The 17,292-nt window shown below is 60.6% G+C and carries 12 protein-coding genes and 1 tRNA gene; 6 read left to right on the top strand and 7 right to left on the bottom strand.

From position 1 onward, the window contains the following. Positions 1 to 31: 31 nt before the first annotated feature. Positions 32 to 1,261, top strand: coding sequence for an ROK family transcriptional regulator (locus HMPREF3160_RS06525; protein WP_070507682.1), 1,230 nt, complete (start codon positions 32 to 34; stop codon positions 1,259 to 1,261). 101 nt (positions 1,262 to 1,362) lie between these two features. On the opposite strand, the gene HMPREF3160_RS06520 is transcribed toward HMPREF3160_RS06525, so the two are convergent. Both HMPREF3160_RS06520 and HMPREF3160_RS06515 read right to left on the bottom strand, forming a co-directional pair. Continuing rightward, positions 1,363 to 1,436: transfer RNA gene (locus tag HMPREF3160_RS06520), tRNA-Arg, on the bottom strand. 61 nt (positions 1,437 to 1,497) lie between these two features. After that, positions 1,498 to 2,151 carry a hypothetical protein gene (locus HMPREF3160_RS06515; protein ID WP_176744713.1) on the bottom strand — a complete coding sequence of 218 codons (654 nt, stop codon included), beginning with the start codon at positions 2,149 to 2,151 and terminating at the stop codon, positions 1,498 to 1,500. Positions 2,152 to 2,214: 63 nt separating this feature from the next. Here HMPREF3160_RS06515 and pcrA point away from each other — a divergent pair, with 63 nt between their 5' ends. The 3 genes from pcrA to sucD all read left to right on the top strand — a co-directional run bounded on the left by pcrA (position 2,215) and on the right by sucD (position 7,003). Beyond that, on the top strand, positions 2,215 to 4,704 hold the full coding sequence (gene pcrA, locus HMPREF3160_RS06510) for a DNA helicase PcrA (RefSeq protein ID WP_070507678.1): 2,490 nt from the start codon (positions 2,215 to 2,217) through the stop codon (positions 4,702 to 4,704). Between the two features lie 213 nt (positions 4,705 to 4,917). Then, complete coding sequence (gene sucC, locus HMPREF3160_RS06505; RefSeq protein ID WP_035754873.1) at positions 4,918 to 6,081, top strand: ADP-forming succinate--CoA ligase subunit beta; 1,164 nt, start codon at positions 4,918 to 4,920, stop codon at positions 6,079 to 6,081. Between the two features lie 22 nt (positions 6,082 to 6,103). Next, positions 6,104 to 7,003, top strand: a complete 900-nt coding sequence (sucD, locus tag HMPREF3160_RS06500; RefSeq protein WP_070507676.1) for a succinate--CoA ligase subunit alpha — start codon at positions 6,104 to 6,106, stop codon at positions 7,001 to 7,003. Positions 7,004 to 7,121: 118 nt separating this feature from the next. Here the strand turns inward: sucD and HMPREF3160_RS06495 are convergent, their stop codons facing one another. The 4 genes from HMPREF3160_RS06495 to HMPREF3160_RS06480 all read right to left on the bottom strand — a co-directional run bounded on the left by HMPREF3160_RS06495 (position 7,122) and on the right by HMPREF3160_RS06480 (position 11,642). Then, a complete protein-coding gene (locus tag HMPREF3160_RS06495; RefSeq protein WP_070507674.1) occupies positions 7,122 to 8,264 on the bottom strand; it encodes a bifunctional 2-methylcitrate synthase/citrate synthase in 1,143 nt (380 codons plus the stop codon). A gap of 57 nt (positions 8,265 to 8,321) precedes the next feature. Then, positions 8,322 to 9,233, bottom strand: coding sequence for a methylisocitrate lyase (gene prpB / locus HMPREF3160_RS06490; RefSeq protein ID WP_070507673.1), 912 nt, complete (start codon positions 9,231 to 9,233; stop codon positions 8,322 to 8,324). Between the two features lie 2 nt (positions 9,234 to 9,235). Next, complete coding sequence (locus HMPREF3160_RS06485; RefSeq protein WP_070507671.1) at positions 9,236 to 10,768, bottom strand: MmgE/PrpD family protein; 1,533 nt, start codon at positions 10,766 to 10,768, stop codon at positions 9,236 to 9,238. A gap of 157 nt (positions 10,769 to 10,925) precedes the next feature. Continuing rightward, entirely contained in the window at positions 10,926 to 11,642 is a 717-nt protein-coding gene (locus tag HMPREF3160_RS06480) for a GntR family transcriptional regulator (protein ID WP_035754882.1), read from the bottom strand. Between the two features lie 273 nt (positions 11,643 to 11,915). Here HMPREF3160_RS06480 and HMPREF3160_RS06475 point away from each other — a divergent pair, with 273 nt between their 5' ends. Next, positions 11,916 to 13,835, top strand: a complete 1,920-nt coding sequence (locus tag HMPREF3160_RS06475; protein WP_070507669.1) for a propionyl-CoA synthetase — start codon at positions 11,916 to 11,918, stop codon at positions 13,833 to 13,835. A gap of 193 nt (positions 13,836 to 14,028) precedes the next feature. On the opposite strand, the gene HMPREF3160_RS06470 is transcribed toward HMPREF3160_RS06475, so the two are convergent. Then, the gene (locus tag HMPREF3160_RS06470) at positions 14,029 to 14,703 is read right to left on the bottom strand and encodes a biliverdin-producing heme oxygenase (protein ID WP_070507667.1); all 675 of its coding nucleotides are present in this window, start codon (positions 14,701 to 14,703) and stop codon (positions 14,029 to 14,031) included. Positions 14,704 to 14,935: 232 nt separating this feature from the next. Between HMPREF3160_RS06470 and HMPREF3160_RS06465 the strand changes: the two genes are divergently transcribed. Then, positions 14,936 to 17,236, top strand: coding sequence for an HtaA domain-containing protein (locus HMPREF3160_RS06465; protein ID WP_141739859.1), 2,301 nt, complete (start codon positions 14,936 to 14,938; stop codon positions 17,234 to 17,236). The last annotated feature ends 56 nt before the right edge of the window (positions 17,237 to 17,292 follow it).

Raw genomic sequence — 17,292 nt, 5'->3', positions numbered from 1 at the left:
GCCACACGGGCATGAAGGAGAATGGTTTCTAATGAGTCCAGCGAACGGTCAGAGCCGCATTGCGGACTTTAACCAGGCTATGGTCCTAGCCGCCATCCGCGCTACCGACGAAGGTGTGTCGCGGGTAGAACTCGCAGAAAGCACAGGCTTATCCGCGCAAACCATCTCCAACGTGGTGCGCCGGCTCATCAATGACGGCTGGGCCCAAGAATCCGGCCGTGTGATCCACGGCCCGGGCAAGCCCCGCACCAAGCTACAGCTCGTACCGGACCGGTGCATCGCCGTCGGGATCCACGTAGATTTCTCCGCAGTCGAGTTGGTGCTCATCAACCTCCATGGTGAGGTCCTCACACAGCGCCGGGACCCTTTCGGGGAGAACTGGGCTTCCGTGGACGTGCAGGTGGCTGAAGTACAGCAGCACATTGCCGAAATGCTGGAGGCAACCGGCTTCGGGATGGACAAGCTACTCGGCGTGGGAATCGCATCCTCCGGTTACATCAACACAGAGACCGGCGTGATGTACCACCCGTACATCTGGGACGACGGTTACGCGATCGTTGAACCCCTCAAAGATGCACTCAACTGCCCGGTCTACCTCGTCCGAGACATGGTTGCCGCGACCGTAGCGGAGCGTTGGGTGGGGATCGGGCGTACAGATTCGCACTTCATGACCGTCTATGTTGGTGCAGGGCTCGGCGCCGGGTTCGTCTCTGACCACCACGTGGTGGTGGGACACCGCGGAAACGCCGGGGACTTCACCCACCTGGAAGTGCCATACACCCAAGAAGAGACCTGCCCTAAATGTGGGGCTAACAACTGCCTCTACATCAACCTTGAACCCCCAGCGTTGAAGCGGCTGTTCGCATCTGAAGGTGCCGAGCTGCCAGAGTTGGAAGGGATCCCACCGTATGCGGAAGCAGAGGTTCTGTTGGCGCAGATCACTGACGCCTCGAACGACTCGGAAGCCGTGAAACGTGTACGGGAGCACCTTTCAAAGCTGATCGGCGACTGCGTTGGCAAGATTGTAGGCCTGCTCGATCAAGACAAGGTAGTTGTTTCTGGGCCGCTGTGGGAACACGTCCGCAAAGACTACGGGGAAGGCGTAGCCGAACAAGTCCGATCCCGCGCCGAAGGCGTAGTCGGGGCGCCGGTTGAAGTTGTGCCGACCGAGCTCGGCCCAGGGATCGCCCCACTAGGTGCTGCTTGTGTAGTGCTCGATGCGGGACTCATGCCACGCTGCACGTTCACCGCAAAACGGTAAACAGGCAAACGCGCTGAGCGGTGCAAGCGGTTGCGGAATCGGTCGCGCCAACAGTCGCGCCACTTCTCAGTGCCGTTGTTGTCGGCGCTGCGACTATCTAGTGCCCCTGGCGGGATTCGAACCCACGGCCTTCCCTTTAGGAGAGGGACGCTCTATCCATCTGAGCTACAGAGGCTTACGTGTTCGTACGCATCGTGATGCACGGAAGCGACAACACGCCTTGTTCATTCTAGCGCCTACTGCGCGCCATCATAGTTCGGGTCATTCCAGCGTTTACGGAATTCGGTGATGAACCACACCACCGGCAGCACGATGACGCAGGCGGCGATGACGGCTAACAGTACCCAACGGATGAGGCCGATCACGGCGGTCGCGGTCACCAGTGTGGACCCTGTTGCTGAGAGCATTTCGTCGATCATGATGTGGCTTGCGATGCTGACCGGAATGAATGCGAGGCATGCCCAGATCAGTGTCTGCTTGAGGGCTTTGTTCGCAGGCCCCACGAGTGCCGCTACGGCGGCGCCTGCAGCAGCTGCGAAAACAGTGAACAGTGTGCCTGCTGCCATGTGTGCGCCCGAGAGCAACACGTGGTGGTCCTTGTTCATCGCAGAACGGATGCCATCCACGGTTGCCGTATCAAACCAGAACAAATGATCAGGTAGGACCACTCCGACAGCCTGATGCAGTTGCGGCAAGGTGTTCCCGTGGAAATACCACGTCAGTACGGCGGCGGCCACGACGAGCGCGATCACAAACGAACGCGGGCTCATGTTGTTGCGCGTGTCGTTGGGGTCAGCGCCATGAGGGCTGTGGTTCGCGGCAGAACGCTGGGGCACAGGGGCATTCTTACGGGCAGGGGAATGGCTCGGGCGACGACGTTTACGGGACATGCTTTCTATTATGGGCGACGCCGGGGGCGAAGGCTCAGTCCGCATCATTAGACTAGAAGCGCTATGGATGCCCTCTTCGATCCTTTCGGTTCCTCCCACTCCACCCGTTCCGCGCAACAGCCCGCGCAACGCGTATCGCCTGATGCGCTCGTGGACGGCCTGAATCCGCAACAAAAAGCCGCGGTCCTCCACCGGGGTGCGCCGCTGCTGATCGTGGCGGGCGCCGGCTCCGGGAAGACGCGCGTGCTGACCCACCGCATCGCGCACCTTCTCGCTACAGGTGAGGCACGCCCCGGTGAGATCCTCGCGATCACATTCACCAACAAGGCTGCAGCGGAGATGAGGGAGCGCGTCGGGCAGATCGTGGGGGAGCGGGCACAGAACATGTGGATCTCCACATTCCACTCCACAGCGGTGCGCATCCTGCGTAGGGAAGCCAAAGCGTTGGGCATGAAGTCCAGCTTCAGCATCTATGACGCCCAGGATTCACTGCGGCTGATCACGATGATCGCTAAAGGCCTGGAACTGGACCCTAAACGGTTCGCGCCGAAGGCTCTACAGAACAAGATTTCCGCACTCAAGAACGAGCTCGTGGATCCAGAGGATTACGCGGGCATGATCCAGCAGAACAACCCGTTCGAAAAAGCGGTCTCCCAGGTTTATACCGAATACGCAGCGCGCCTCAAACAAGCCAACGCATTCGATTTCGATGACCTGCTGACACAACTGGTGTACCTGATGCGGGCGTTCCCCGAGATCCGTGATTCCTACCGCCGCCGGTTCCGCCACATCCTGGTCGATGAGTATCAGGACACCAACCACGCCCAGTACGCGTTCATCCGCGAACTCACCGCAGGCGAGTCCCCAGTTGAGGGCGCTGAACTGACCGTTGTGGGTGATACCGATCAGTCGATCTACGCGTTCCGCGGCGCCGACATCCGCAACATCCGGGACTTCGAAGAAGACTTCCCCGATGCGGTGACCATCAAACTGGAACAGAACTACCGCTCAACCCAGAACATCCTGGGTGCTGCGAACGCCGTGATCTCCCACAATTCACAACGGCAAGATAAATCCTTGTGGACCGCGTTGGGTGACGGCGAGAAAATCGTCGGCTACGTCGCCGAATCCGAACAAGCAGAGGCGAAGTTCATTGCCGATGAGATCCTGCGGCTCTCCGACGAAGACGGCATCCGCCCCGGCGACGTCGCGATCTTCTACCGCACCAACGCCCAATCCCGTTCGATCGAAGAACAACTCATGCGGGTAGACATCCGCTACACCGTAGTAGGCGGCACACGCTTCTATGACCGCAAAGAGATCCGCGACGCGATCGCCTACCTCCGGGTTCTGGTCAACACCGCAGACGACATATCGCTACGCCGCATCCTCAACGAACCGAAACGAGGAATCGGGGACCGCGCCGAAGGCGCTGTAGCGGCGCTCGCCGAACGCGACCGCATCCCATTCTGGGAGGCGCTCTTGCGGGCCGATGAAGCACCCGGGATAGCGACCCGCTCACTCAACCAGGTACGTGCCTTCACCGAGATGATGCAGCAACTCATCACCGTCGCGGAAGGCTCCGGCCCCACCGCCGCCCTCGAAGCGGTACTCGAACAGACCGGCTACCTGCACACCCTGCGGACCTCATCCGACCCGCAAGATGAATCCCGCGTAGAAAACCTCGCAGAACTCGTCGCCGTAGTGAGGGACTTCGAAAAGGAACACCCAGAAGACGGCCTCGCAGAGTTCCTCGAACAGGTCTCCCTGGTAGCCGACGCCGACTCGATCCCGGATCAACCCGACGACTCCGAAGGGGCCGCGCTCGCCGCCGCGGAAGGCCAGGTCACCCTCATGACCCTGCACACCGCGAAAGGCCTCGAATTCCCGGTTGTGTTCCTCACTGGGATGGAACACGGGATCTTCCCGCATCAGCGCTCCCTCACAGACCCCAAAGAGCTCGAAGAAGAACGCCGGCTCGCATACGTCGGCATCACCCGAGCCCGCCAGCGGCTCTATGTTACGCGCGCCGAATACCGTTCGATGTGGGGCCAAGCCCAATACAATCCGGCCAGCCAATTCCTCGAAGAAATCCCTGACGAACTCCTCGACTGGCAACGCGAAGGCACGACCCGCACGCCCGTCGGTGGAACCGGTTTCGCAACCAGCCGCTACAGCAACCGTTGGGGCTCCGACACCGCAAGCTGGGCAGTGCCAGGAGCCGGCCGCAACCGCGGCCGCATGAGTGGGGACCCAGAACCACACACCCTACGTACAGGCCCAGTATCAAACGGAAAACAAGCCGCGGCAGGCCCACCCGTGACCAACTCCGGGCGGCCATACGAGCCGCGGGCCGCATCGGGCGCAAACCCCTCCGGCGACGGCGAAATCCTCGAACTCACGCCAGGCGAGAAGGTCATCCACGCGACCTTCGGAAACGGCACGGTCAAAGCCGTTGCGGGGCAAGGCCCTAAGACCGTGGCGACCGTAGTGTTCGACACCGCAGGAGAGAAACGACTCCTGCTGCGCTACGCGCCACTGAGCAAAGCCTAAGCCAGCGAAAACACCCTATTGTGAGGCGCATCACCACCGGGCTGAACAAGGCGGCCGGCACGCGGTATCCTGAAGAGTGGTGGCGCACGCCGTAGCGCCAAGCAAGGCCACGCCGGTCTTGCATCATCGGCTCACGAATCTAACAAGATCACGGATCCTGAGGTTCTGTGTGTCGATGCCGAAACACACTTCTTATAGGAAGAGGACAACACCGTGGACCTGTTTGAATACCAGGCGCGCGACCTGTTCGAAAAGCACGGCGTACCCGTGCTCGCCGGTACAGTCGCGACCACCCCTGAGGAAGCCAAGGCCGCAGCCGAAAAGATGGGCGGCGTCACCGTCGTCAAGGCTCAGGTCAAGGTGGGTGGCCGAGGTAAGGCTGGCGGCGTCAAGGTCGCAAAGAACGCCGACGAAGCCTACGAGCACGCCAAGGCAATCCTGGGCATGGACATCAAGGGTCACACCGTCCACCGCGTCATGATCGCCCAGGGCGCGAACATCGCCTCCGAATACTACTTCTCGATCCTCCTGGACCGTGCAAACCGCAACTACCTGGCAATGTGCTCGGTTGAGGGCGGCATGGAAATTGAGCAGCTCGCTGTAGAGCGCCCAGAAGCCCTCGCGAAGGTTCCAGTCGACCCGACCAAGGGCATCGACGAAGCCAAGGCACAGGAGATCGTTGAGAAGGCCAACTTCGACGCTGAAACCGCCGCCAAGGTCGTTCCAGTCATCCAGAAGCTCTGGGACGTCTTCGTGAAGGAAGACGCAACCCTCGTTGAGGTCAACCCGCTCGTATCCGACGCTGACGGCAACGTTCTCGCACTCGACGGCAAGGTCTCCCTCGATGACAACGCAGAGTTCCGCCAGCCAGAACACGCAGACCTCGTCGACGAGAAGGCTGAAGACCCACTCGAAGCGAAAGCCAAGGAACTCGGCCTGAACTACGTCAAGCTCGACGGCCAGGTAGGCATCATCGGTAACGGTGCCGGCCTCGTCATGTCCACCCTCGACGTCGTCGCCTACGCAGGCGAGAACCACGGCGGCATGAAACCAGCTAACTTCCTCGACATCGGTGGCGGCGCCTCCGCAGAGGTCATGGCTAACGGCCTCGACGTGATCCTCAACGACGAACAGGTCAAGTCCGTGTTCGTCAACGTCTTCGGCGGCATCACCGCGTGCGACGCTGTAGCATCCGGCATCGTGAAGGCCCTCGAAATCCTGGGCGACAAGGCAACCAAGCCACTGGTTGTCCGCCTGGACGGAAACAACGTTGAAGAAGGCCGCCGCATCTTGTCGGAGGCTAACCACCCGCTCGTGACCATGGCCACGGGCATGGACGAAGGCGCCGACAAGGCAGCCGAGCTGGCCAACGCCTGAGAAAAGGGAACTGAGAAAACTCATGTCGATCTTCATTAACAAGGACTCCAAGGTCATCGTCCAGGGCATCACCGGCTCCGAGGGCGCAAAGCACACCGCACGCATGCTCGCCGCAGGCACCAACATCGTCGGCGGTGTCAACGCGCGCAAGGCCGGCCAGGTCGTGATCCACGGTGACAAGGAAATCACCGTCTACGGCACCGTCAAGGAAGCAATGGAAGAGACCGGCGCGGACGTCTCCATCGCGTTCGTCCCACCGGCATTCTGCAAGGACGCAGCCGAGGAAGCCATCGAGGCTGAAATCGGTCTGCTGGTTGTCATCACCGAGGGCATCCCGGTACAGGACTCCGCAGAGTTCTACAACCTCTCCCTGACCAAGCTGGGTGAAGACGGTAAGCCGAAGACCCGCATCATCGGCCCGAACTGCCCAGGCATCATCACCCCAGGCGAATCGCTCGTGGGCATCACCCCGGCTAACATCACCGGCGCAGGCGGTGTTGGCCTGGTATCGAAGTCCGGTACCCTCACCTACCAGATGATGTACGAGCTGCGTGACCTCGGCTTCACCACCGCAATCGGTATCGGTGGCGACCCAGTCATCGGCACCACCCACATCGACGCCCTCGAAGCGTTCGAGAACGACCCAGATACCAAGGCGATCGTCATGATCGGTGAAATCGGTGGTGATGCTGAAGAGCGCGCTGCAGAGTTCATCAAGGAGAACGTGACCAAGCCAGTTGTCGGCTACGTCGCAGGCTTCACCGCCCCAGAGGGTAAGACGATGGGCCACGCAGGCGCGATCGTTTCCGGCTCCTCCGGCACCGCGCAGGCCAAGAAGGAAGCCCTCGAAGCCGCCGGCGTCAAGGTCGGTAAGACCCCATCCGAGGCAGCACGCCTGCTCCGCGAGGTCTACCCAGGCTAAGGACGTGTTCTGAGCGCAGCGTGCACGCGCTGACACTCAAACCCTCCACATAAACCTGTTGGTCCCGCACACTTTCTGAGTGTGCGGGACCAACGGGTTTAACGGGGTGCTGGCTTAACTAGCCTTCGATGTGGCGTTCTGCTGGGCCGTCGTATGCGGACAGCGGGCGGATCAGTGCGTTGTTGGCGCGCTGTTCCATGATGTGCGCTGTCCAGCCCATGATGCGGGAGCACACGAAGATCGGGGTGAACATCGGGATGTCGAAACCCATGAGCCAATAGGTTGGGCCCGCCGGGTAGTCGAGGTTCGGTTTGATGCCCTTCGCCTCATCCATCGACTTCTCCAACCCGCGATACAAGCCGAGCAGCTCGTGGCGGTCATAGTAATCCAGCATGCGGAACAACGCATCCTGCATGGTCGGCACACGCGAGTCGCCGTTCTTATAGACCCGGTGGCCAAAGCCCATGATTTTCTTCTTCTGAGCCAGCGCATCATCCATCCACGCTTTAGCGCGGGCCTCGGCGTCCTCAGCCGACTCATCGGCCCTGATCCCAAGCTCCTCGAACGTGTGCATCACGGCCTCGTTCGCGCCACCGTGCAACGGGCCCTTGAGCGCGCCGATCGCGCCACCGACAGCCGAATGCAGATCAGACAACGTGGACGTGATCACGCGCGCGGTGAACGTGGAGGCGTTGAACGAATGCTCCGCGTACAAGATCATCGAGACACGGAACGCATCCACAACCTCCTCAGCGGCTTCCTTACCGAAGGCCATCCACAGGAAGTTTTGCGAATAGTCGAGGTCCTCACGCGGTTCCACAAGCTCAAGCCCGCGACGGCGGCGCTGGTCATAGCAAACCACCGCAGGCATCAGCGCGAACAACTCTTGCGCTTTACGCAACTCAGCTTCAGGCGAGTTGTCCTCACCGTCTGGATGTGACGCGCCGATCACAGCGGCGGCGGCGTGGCACACATCCATCGGGTGGCACGTGGTCGGCAACTCATCGATCACGCGCTTGAGCTGTTCACTCAGCGCGCGGCCGGAACGCTCACGGCGCGTGAATTCCGCGAGCTGCTCTTCGCTTGGCAACTCACCGTTCCACAGCAACAGTGCGACTTGTTCAACGGAGCATTTCGCGGCCAGCTCCTGGACCGGGTAGCCGCGGTAGAGCAGCGAGTTAGTTTCTGCATTGACCTTGGAAATCGTGGTGGTGTCTGCGACAACGCCAGCAAGGCCCTTATAAATAGTTTGCTCAGTCATGACGCCTCCTTTAAGGCTTGGTTCGATGCCGGGAAAGGCACCGATGGTGGGTCAGCTTTAGGCCAGCGGCTTGCCGGGGACTTCGAAATTGAACACGCCAGTGTCGAACTGGTTGTAGCCGTTGTAGTCAACAAGCTCATACAACCGTGCGCGTGTAAGCATGTTGTCAACCTCTGATTCCTGGGTGCCTTGGGTACGGATCGCGGTGAGCACGCGCTCGATGGCGCCCATCGCTTGCCGCTGCAGCGTCACCGGATAAATGATCATGGACACGCCCGCGTCCTGAAGCTGCTGCTTGGTGAACAGCTGGGACTTACCGAACTCGGTCATGTTCGCAAGCACCGGAACATCAAGGTTGGAAGCCATCGCCTCGAACTCAGCGAGGTTCGCCATCGCTTCAGGGAAGATCGCGTCAGCACCAGCATCAGCCAGCTTCTGAGCGCGCTCCAGGGCCGCATCGAAGCCATCTACGCCGCGGATGTCGGTGCGCGCCATGATCACAAAGTTGCTGTCCCGGCGGGCCTCGACCGCGGCAAGGATCCGCTTGACCGCGGTCTCCTCATCGACCACATTCTTGCCATCGAGGTGACCGCAACGCTTCGGGTTGAACTGGTCCTCGATGTGGCAACCAGCCAAGCCTGCGTTCTCAAGCTCCTGGATGGTGCGGGCCACGTTCATCGGTTCACCGAAACCGGTGTCAGCATCAACCAGGCACGGCAGGTCCGTGGTTCGAGCGATCTGGCCTGCACGGGTCGCAACCTCAGTCAGGGTAGTGAGCCCAATATCCGGCAGCCCGAGCTCGTTAGCGAGCACCCCACCAGAAATATAGACGCCCTCGAAACCCTGCTCCTGGATGAGCTTGGTAGACAACGGGGTGAACGCGCCCGGGAACTGAGCCACCTCATCGGCCGCTAGCGCCTCACGGAACGCAACACGCTTTTCTTCGGCAGTGACGTTGGAATACAGCATTCTTAGAACACACCCTTCTGCGCTTCTTCAAGGTCAACGCTGGCCTCGATGTTGAGCTGATCCAGCTCGCCCACACCGAGTTCAGGCAAACGCTGAACCGCATCCAGGAAACGCTCGATCTCCTCCGGAGCGACCTTGCCTTCAGCCAGTGTGCGGAACTTGTTGATGTACTGCTCGCGAGCGAACGGACGAGCACCCAACGGATGAGCGTCAGCAACAGCGATCTCGTCAGTGATGACCGTGCCGTCCTTCAGGGTGATCTCAACCGAGCCGCCAAACGCCTTCTCCTCCAGATCCAGCGAGTGATAGCGGCGAGTCCATTCAGGGTCTTCTTCGGTGGTGACCTTGTGCCACAGCTCCACGGTGTCCGGGCGCTGAGCGCGCTCCGGTGCGTAGGAATCCACGTGATGCCACGCACCATCCTGCAACGCGACCGTGAAAATGTATGGGATCGAGTGGTCCAGGGTCTCCCGGGATGCCTTCGGATCGTACTTCTGCGGGTCATTCGCGCCCGAGCCGATCACGTAGTGGGTATGGTGCGAGGTCTTGATCAGAACCGACTCGACGTTAGCTGGGTCGGTGGCCTCAGGGTGTTCCTTGTTGAGCTTGCGCGCCAAATCGATCCACGCCTGCGCCTGGTATTCAGCGGAGTGTTCCTTGGTGTATGTGTCCAGTATGGCTCGCTTGGCTTCACCTGCCGCTGGAAGCGGGACGGTGTATTCGGCCTCCGGGCCGGAAAGTAGCCACGCGATCACGCCATCTTCGCCCTCATAGATCGGGACAGGGGAGGTCTGGCCGCGCATCGCACGATCCACCGCCTCAACCGCCATCTTGCCCGCGAACGCTGGCGCGTGGGCCTTCCATGTTGAAATCTCACCCTTACGGGACTGGCGGGTCTGCGTGGTGGTGTGCAGAGCCTGGCCGATCGCCTGGAAGATCGTCTCGGCATCCAAGCCGAGCAAAGTACCGATGCCGGCAGCGGATGCCGGGCCGACGTGGGCGATGTGGTCGATCTTGTGCTCGTGCAAGCAGATTCCCTTGACGAGGTTCACGTGGACCTCGTAGCCGGTCGCGATGCCGCGGATGAGGTCCTTACCGCTTGCCCCGGTGTGCTGGGCTACCGCGAGGATCGGCGGGATGTTGTCACCCGGGTGGGAATATTCGGCGGCGAGGAACGTGTCGTGGTAGTCGAGTTCACGCACGGCCACGCCGTTGGCCCACGCCGCCCATTCAGGGGAGACGGCAGCGTTGTCCTCTGGCGCACCGAAGATGAGCGCGCCCTTGCCCGTGTAGCCACCGTCCGGGGTCACGCGGTGGGTGAGGGCCTGCCCGCGCGCCGAGACGATCGGGCCGCGGTTCAGCGACGCGATAGCTACGGAGGCGTTGTCGATGATCCGGTTGATGATCATCTCGGTGACCTCGTCATCGACCTCGACCGGGTCAGTTGCAACGAGCGCGAGCTTATAAGCCAGCTGCTCTTCGTGCGGCAGGTGCTCTGCCGATGGGTAGGTTCGTACCGTGTGGTTGACAGTCACGTTGTGCCTTCCTTCTGGGCGGTCGTGGCCGCGTGGTTGGGTTCTCAGTTCTACGTTCGATATTCAGTTCTGCTGCGTGGCTTACTCTGGATCGCGCCGCTTACGCTGAGGCGCGGTGCTTATGATGCTGCCCGGTGTTCACGATGCGGCGAGGTGCTTATGATGCTGCACTGAGGTGCCGTTTTTCTTCGGCTTGATGGGTTAGCTCTTTGGATGCCAACGCGTTCTTGAGCGCATTGGATAGGTGGACGCGCGTGGTTGCGATCGCTAGTTGTGGTGAGCCGGACGCGATGGCCTCTGAGATGGCTCGGTGTTCGTTCGCGGCTGCGATGAGGCGATCGGGATTCGATGTGGATAGCCTGCGGACCCGGGCGAGCCGCAAGCGCACGCTTGCCTGGGCTTGAGTTAGATAAGGGTTGTCGGCCGCGTGGTCGATCGCGGCATCCAGCTGGTCGATGAGCTCGTAATAGCCCGGGTGGGCGGTGTGCTCAGCGCTGAGCTTTTGCGCGGTGTCAGCGAAGCTCTGCGCCAGCTCCGTGAACGTTGCAGCGCTAACACCCGCCGCCGTGTTCGCGCGTTGCGCGGCGTTGACGTGCTCTGCTGCGAGGGCAGCTGCTCGGGTGTCAAGCACGTCGCGTAGGTCATAGAGCTTGCGTACGTCATCTTCTGAGATGTGTGAGACGGCGAATCCGCGCCCGCCAGCGGGTTCCGCTAGGCCGTCTGCTACGAGGCGGGAGATCGCCTCGCGAACCGGTGTGCGGGATATACCGAGGCGCTCCGAGAGATCGACCTCGCCGAGGACTGCGCCTGGCCGTAGCCGCCATTGGGTGATGTCAGCGCGTAGTTTCCGGTAGGCGCGTTCGCTGGCTCGCATCGCGTCTCCCTTCCATTGAGAGTCCCGGTTCCAGTGAGTGTCCCGGCAGAGCGCTCCTGAGCGCCCCATGCTCGATTGTATACACAACTAAATGCTTGATGCGAGGAATCAAAGAAGTCTCCTGGATTTTCAGATTTATGTATACATAACTATTGATTTGCTTCACTCCGAGGGCTAGCGTGTGATTCACGCCACAGCCTGTGAGGTTGATCTTCGCGGGGTCTGTGACAACTGATCAGCAATCAGCAAACAGGCGAGTTGGGGAGAGGCATCATGACGGGAGAAAACTACCGCGAGGTATATGAACGCAGCATCAATGATCCGGAGGGCTTCTGGCTTGAGGCGGCCAGCGGCATCGACTGGGTCAGCCCACCGAATAAGGCGCTCGATGACTCGAACCCGCCGTTCTATAAGTGGTTTCCCGGCGCCGAACTGAACACGTGCTACAACGCCGTGGACCGTCACGTGGAGAATGGCCGCGGGGATCAGGCCGCGATCATTTATGACTCCGCGGTACTCGGCAAACAGGAGACGATCACGTACCAAGAGCTCCTTGAGCGTGTATCCGTGTTCGCAGGCGCTCTGCGCGACCAAGGTGTGGGCAAAGGAGATCGGGTCATGATCTACATGCCGATGGTCCCTGAGGCTTTGATCGCGATGTTGGCGACCGCTCGCCTCGGCGCCGTACACATCGGCGTCTTCGGCGGCTTTGCCGCCCGGGAGCTTGCCAGCCGCATCGACGACGGCACACCAAAGGTTGTGGTGACGACCTCCGGCGGTATTGAGCCTTCGCGCCGCATCGAATACATCCCGATCATCGAAGAGGGTATGAGCATCGCCGAGCACAAGCCGACTAGCGTGATTGTCTATGAACGCGACGGTTTCCATACCACTGTCGCGGAGGCTCGCGAGCGCGCCGCTGAGAGCAGGGGAGCGGCATGGATTTCATGGGACGATGCGGTAGCTGCCGCCCAGCCGGCTGACCCGGTCACCGTCAAGGCCACTGATCCGCTCTATATCCTCTACACCTCCGGAACCACGGGCAAACCGAAAGGTGTTGTGCGCGATAACGGCGGATACGCGGTAGCCGGTGTGTGGTCGATGAAGAACGTCTATAACATCAACCCTGGCGATGTTTCGTGGACCGCATCGGATGTTGGCTGGGTTGTGGGTCACACCTACATCGTGTACGCGCCGCTGCTTGCGGGCGCAACCACGATCGTCTACGAAGGCAAGCCGGTCGGAACCCCGGATGCCGGCGCTTTCTGGCGGGTTGTGTCTGAGCATAAAGCGAAGATCCTGTTCACCGCACCGACCGCGTTGCGCGCTATCCGGAAGATGGATCCGGAGGGTGAGCTGAGCAAGAAATACGATCTCTCCTCGATGGAGACATTGTTCGCGGCAGGGGAGCGGCTGGATCCCGAAACCTATACGTGGGCCTCTGAGCTGCTGCACGTCCCCGTGATCGATAACTGGTGGCAGACCGAAACCGGTTGGCCTATCTGCGCGAACCTGCGTGGGCTTGACCCGATGCCGGTCAAAGCCGGCTCGCCAACCGTGCCGGTGCCCGGCTATAACGTGCAGGTGTTGGACCCGATCGGTGAACCGATGCCGGCAGGTCAGGAAGGCAACCTGGTGATCAAGCTACCGATGCCTCCAGGTACGTTGCAGACCTTGTGGGGTAACGATGAACGTTTCAGGTCCGCCTACCTGGACGCCTTCCCTGGCTTTTATGCGACCGGGGATTCGGGCATGGTCGATGAGGACGGCTACGTTTTCGTGATGGGCCGCACCGATGACGTCATCAACGTCTCTGGCCACCGGCTCTCCACCGGCCAAATGGAGCAGGTGGTAGCGGAGCATCCGGCGGTGGCTGAGTGCGCGGTGATTGGCGTTGCGGACCCGCTGAAAGGCCAGCGCCCTTCCGGTTATGTGATCCTCAAGCACGGCGTTGAGATCGATGAGCAGCAACTGCGCGACGAGGTAGTCGCCTTGGTGCGCAAGGAGATCGGCCCGGTGGCCGATTTCAAGCATGTTGCTGTGGTTGAGGCGCTTCCAAAGACTCGCTCGGGCAAGATTCTGCGCAAAACGATGCGGCAGATGGCCGACGGCGAAGACTACGTAGTGCCCTCCACCATCGAGGACGATTCGATCCTGGAAGCCCTCCATGAGGTACTGACCCGCAAGAGCTAGGGCTTCGCCGGGGCAGAGGGTAGGGCCTCGCTGGGGCAGGCGCTAGGCTCAGCGGGGCAGGAACTAGGTTCGGCGGGGCAGAGAATGAGGGCCCGGAAGGATGAAGGAAACGGCCTCGTGTGTCGACTGATGCGTTCAGTCGGCACACGAGGCCGCTTGACGTCGTGGCGCAGGTTTGCGAGAGGAGATGCGCTTAGACGTAGAGGTCTTTGTTGTCGCTGAGAGGAGCGCCCAGCTCAACAAAGAGGTTTCGGTTGAGTGCGAAGCCTAGGCGGGCTTCGTCAACGATTTCGGCCTGGTTCGCTTGTTGAGCGAAGTGATCCAGGTGGATTCGGTACGTGTCTTTGTAGATTTTCGGTTTGTCGATAGTGGGGAACTTCCACATCGTGAGCAGTTCGCTCGGGATGTTGTAGTGGCGGGCTACGAGTGCGCCGATCGCTTGGCCGCCGGACAGATCGCCAAGGTAGCGCAGGTAGTGGTGTGCGATGAGACGCTCAGGGGAGGCCATGGCGCCGACTTCGTGGATGCGTTGGGTGTAGAGCGTCACAGCCGTGGTGAGGTCCGGCATCTGGATCCCGAGGTATTCGGTCAAGCCGGCTAGATCGTTGCGGATTGACTCGCTGCGTTCAAGTGCCGGGTCAAGCAGTTGCCGGACACTGGGCTCGCAGCGCCACCTAGCGCAGGCCTTTTCAAGCGCCCTATAGAGCGGCTGATATTGAGCTAGAAGCCGCACGTAGTCCTCGGCGGAGAGCTTGCCTTCCATGAGGTTCTGGATGAACGAAGAGTGTTCCGCCGCGGCATGTTCAGCGCGCGTTGCTGTTTTCAGTTGTGTTGCGAAAGACGGTGCGTGGGTGGGTGGAGCAGTCATCGGTCTATCTTTCAGGAATCAGTGGCCTTGCGAATCAGTAGATCATTTTCTAAGGTCAACCTAACCATGTGCTCTTGAGTTACGCAAGGGGTGTCTTGCGTTATTCGATAAATTAAGTTTAGGCTTGCCTGTGTTGCTTGACGGTGGCTGTGGGCACCACCCGAAATCACGACATCTCCGCATCTGCACCCGATGCCATTGGGGTGCCCATCAAGCAAGGATCGTAAAAGCTATGAAGCAGAAAACCACCCGTAAGCGAAGCGTGAGGAGGGTCCGTGTGAGGAAGGTCCTAGGTACGATGCTGTCCTTCGCGCTGGCTGGCGCGATGGCATCGGTTCCAGTTGCCACTGCCCACGCGGATACCGGCTCTGCGGCAGAAACAAAGCCCACCATTACGGTGACACCTGCACCCGCTGAGGGCGGCGAAGTCACCGTTACCGGCAAGAACTTCTACCGAGGCGACGATAAGGGCGCCGCAACAGCAGGAATCTATCTGGGCTACGGCCCATCCGACGCCGCGGGCTTCTACCAAGGTGGGAGCCAGAATCCCGTATGGATCGCAGCAGGGAAGAAAGACGAAGACACCGCACGTGGACGCACCGCTCCGCTAAACGCCGATGGCTCGTTCTCAGTCAAGGTCGATGTCCCCGCGCAGTCGCAGCAAAACCTCTCCTTCTTTACCTCCAAGGGCCACGGCATGGGCATGAGGGACACTAGCCAGGACGCTAAAGCCCCCATTACCTACCTGGAAAAGGCCGAGCCTCAACCGGAGCGGCCTCAGCCTGAGAAGCCTGAACCTGAGCAGCCGGAGCCTCAGCCTGAGAAGCCAGCTCCACAGCCTCAGCCTGAGAAACCTCAGCCTCAGCCGAAACCTCAGCCAACGCCTGAACAGCCGAAGCCCGAACAACCGAAGCCAAAGCCAGCGAAGCCAAAGCCAGCGAAGCCAAAGCCACGCGCTGCGAAGAAGCAAGCCGGCAAGGGCGGCCAGCTGGAGTGGGGCGTCAAAGAAAGCTTCCGTAAATACGTTGTGGGACGTATCGCTAAAGGCTCCGTCGTAACAGGTGGTGGTGCGGCACAGAAACCAAACAACGGCGCCTTCACCTTCCCCAACGGTAAGGGCGCATATAAGAATGGCAAGGGAACCGTGATCTTCGATGGCACCGTGACTTTCAAGGGACACGGCGGCCAGATGAACCTCACGATGTCTAAGTTCGCGGTCAACTTCACCTCTGACACCACCGCGCAACTCATCATGACCGTCAAGGCGCCGAAGACCTCTGTCACGGAGGCTGTGGACTTGAAGAACGCGCGCGTTGCGAACCTCACGTTCCCCAAGAACGCCGTGAAGGTCAAGAACGGAAAACTTAGCCTCTCTAACGCTCGAGCGAAGTTGACCAAGGACGGCGCTGTAGCCATGGCTGGTTTCTACGAACCAGGAACCGAGATGGACTCGGTATCTATCAAGGCCGCATTGATCACGGGAAACAAGCCGGCACCTCTGCCTGCACCGCAGAAGCCAAAACCTGCGCCAAAGCCTGCGCCAGAAAAGTCAAAGCCGGCACCTCTGCCTGCACCGCAGAAGCCAAAACCTGCGCCAGAGAAGCCGAAGCCAGCACCTAAACCAGCTCCGCAGAAGCCAAGCGTTGACGTGCAAACCCCTGGTTCACAGGGCCTGCAGGTGCAGGGCACCCAAACCCAGGGTGCTCAGGCACAAGGCTCTGATACTCAAGGCTCTGACACTCAAGGCACTGAGGCTGGCCAGGGTAAGAGCCCAGCGGCACCGATTTGCCGCATCGAGAAGACTCCTGGAACCCCGGGCGCTTCAACTCTTTCCTGGGGTGTTAAGAGTTCCTTCCGGAACTACGTCACCGGCGGTATCGCTAAGGGATCCATCTCTGCCGGCAACGGCGCGGCCCGCACCGCGAACGGGTTCACATGGGGCGCAGGTTCTGGAACTCTCACCTCCAACTCTGGAACCGTGTCCTTCCCCGGCAGCGTCCACTTCACCGGCCACAAGGGCATCCTCGACACCACCATCTCCGGGCTGCGCGTCAAGGTCACGGGACCTGGCAAGGGCCAGTTGATCGCAAACGTGAAGTCGCAGTCGATGGAAGGTAAAGACCTGTCCGGCAGCAACATCGTGTTCGCAATCCTCTCCTTCAGCGGCGATGCCTCCAAAGGCATCAAGAACGCGACGGTAACCCTCACTAAGGAAGGCGCGGCAGGGTTCGCGGGCTTCTACGATGCCGGCCTGGTGCTGGATCCACTCACCGTGACCGTGGGGTCTGCAGGCACGGTTGAAAAGGAGATCTGCACCGACCCAGTAACCGGTGAGGTTGTCTCCCCAGACGGAACCAACACACCGGGTGCAGGTAACGGCCCTGCAGGTGCAGGCTCCGCGTCCGGTGCTTCCGGCGGACAGCTTGCCGCTACCGGCTTCGGCAACGCCACCTTGGCGGGGACCGCAGGCATCCTGGCCCTCATCGGGCTGGTGCTCATGCGGGGCGTGCGCCGTAAAGACTCCGCTGCATAATCACGCCTCCTGGCGTAATTCTGCCCACTCATGCAGCGGAAACCGCGTGTGGTTGT

Origin of the sequence: Arthrobacter sp. HMSC06H05, assembly GCF_001807395.1 — a bacterium.
GTDB classification, from domain to species: Bacteria; Actinomycetota; Actinomycetes; order Actinomycetales; family Micrococcaceae; genus Pseudoglutamicibacter; species Pseudoglutamicibacter albus.
The sequence above is the reverse complement of the archived record's forward strand: the minus strand, read 5'-3'. Positions and strand labels throughout refer to the sequence as shown.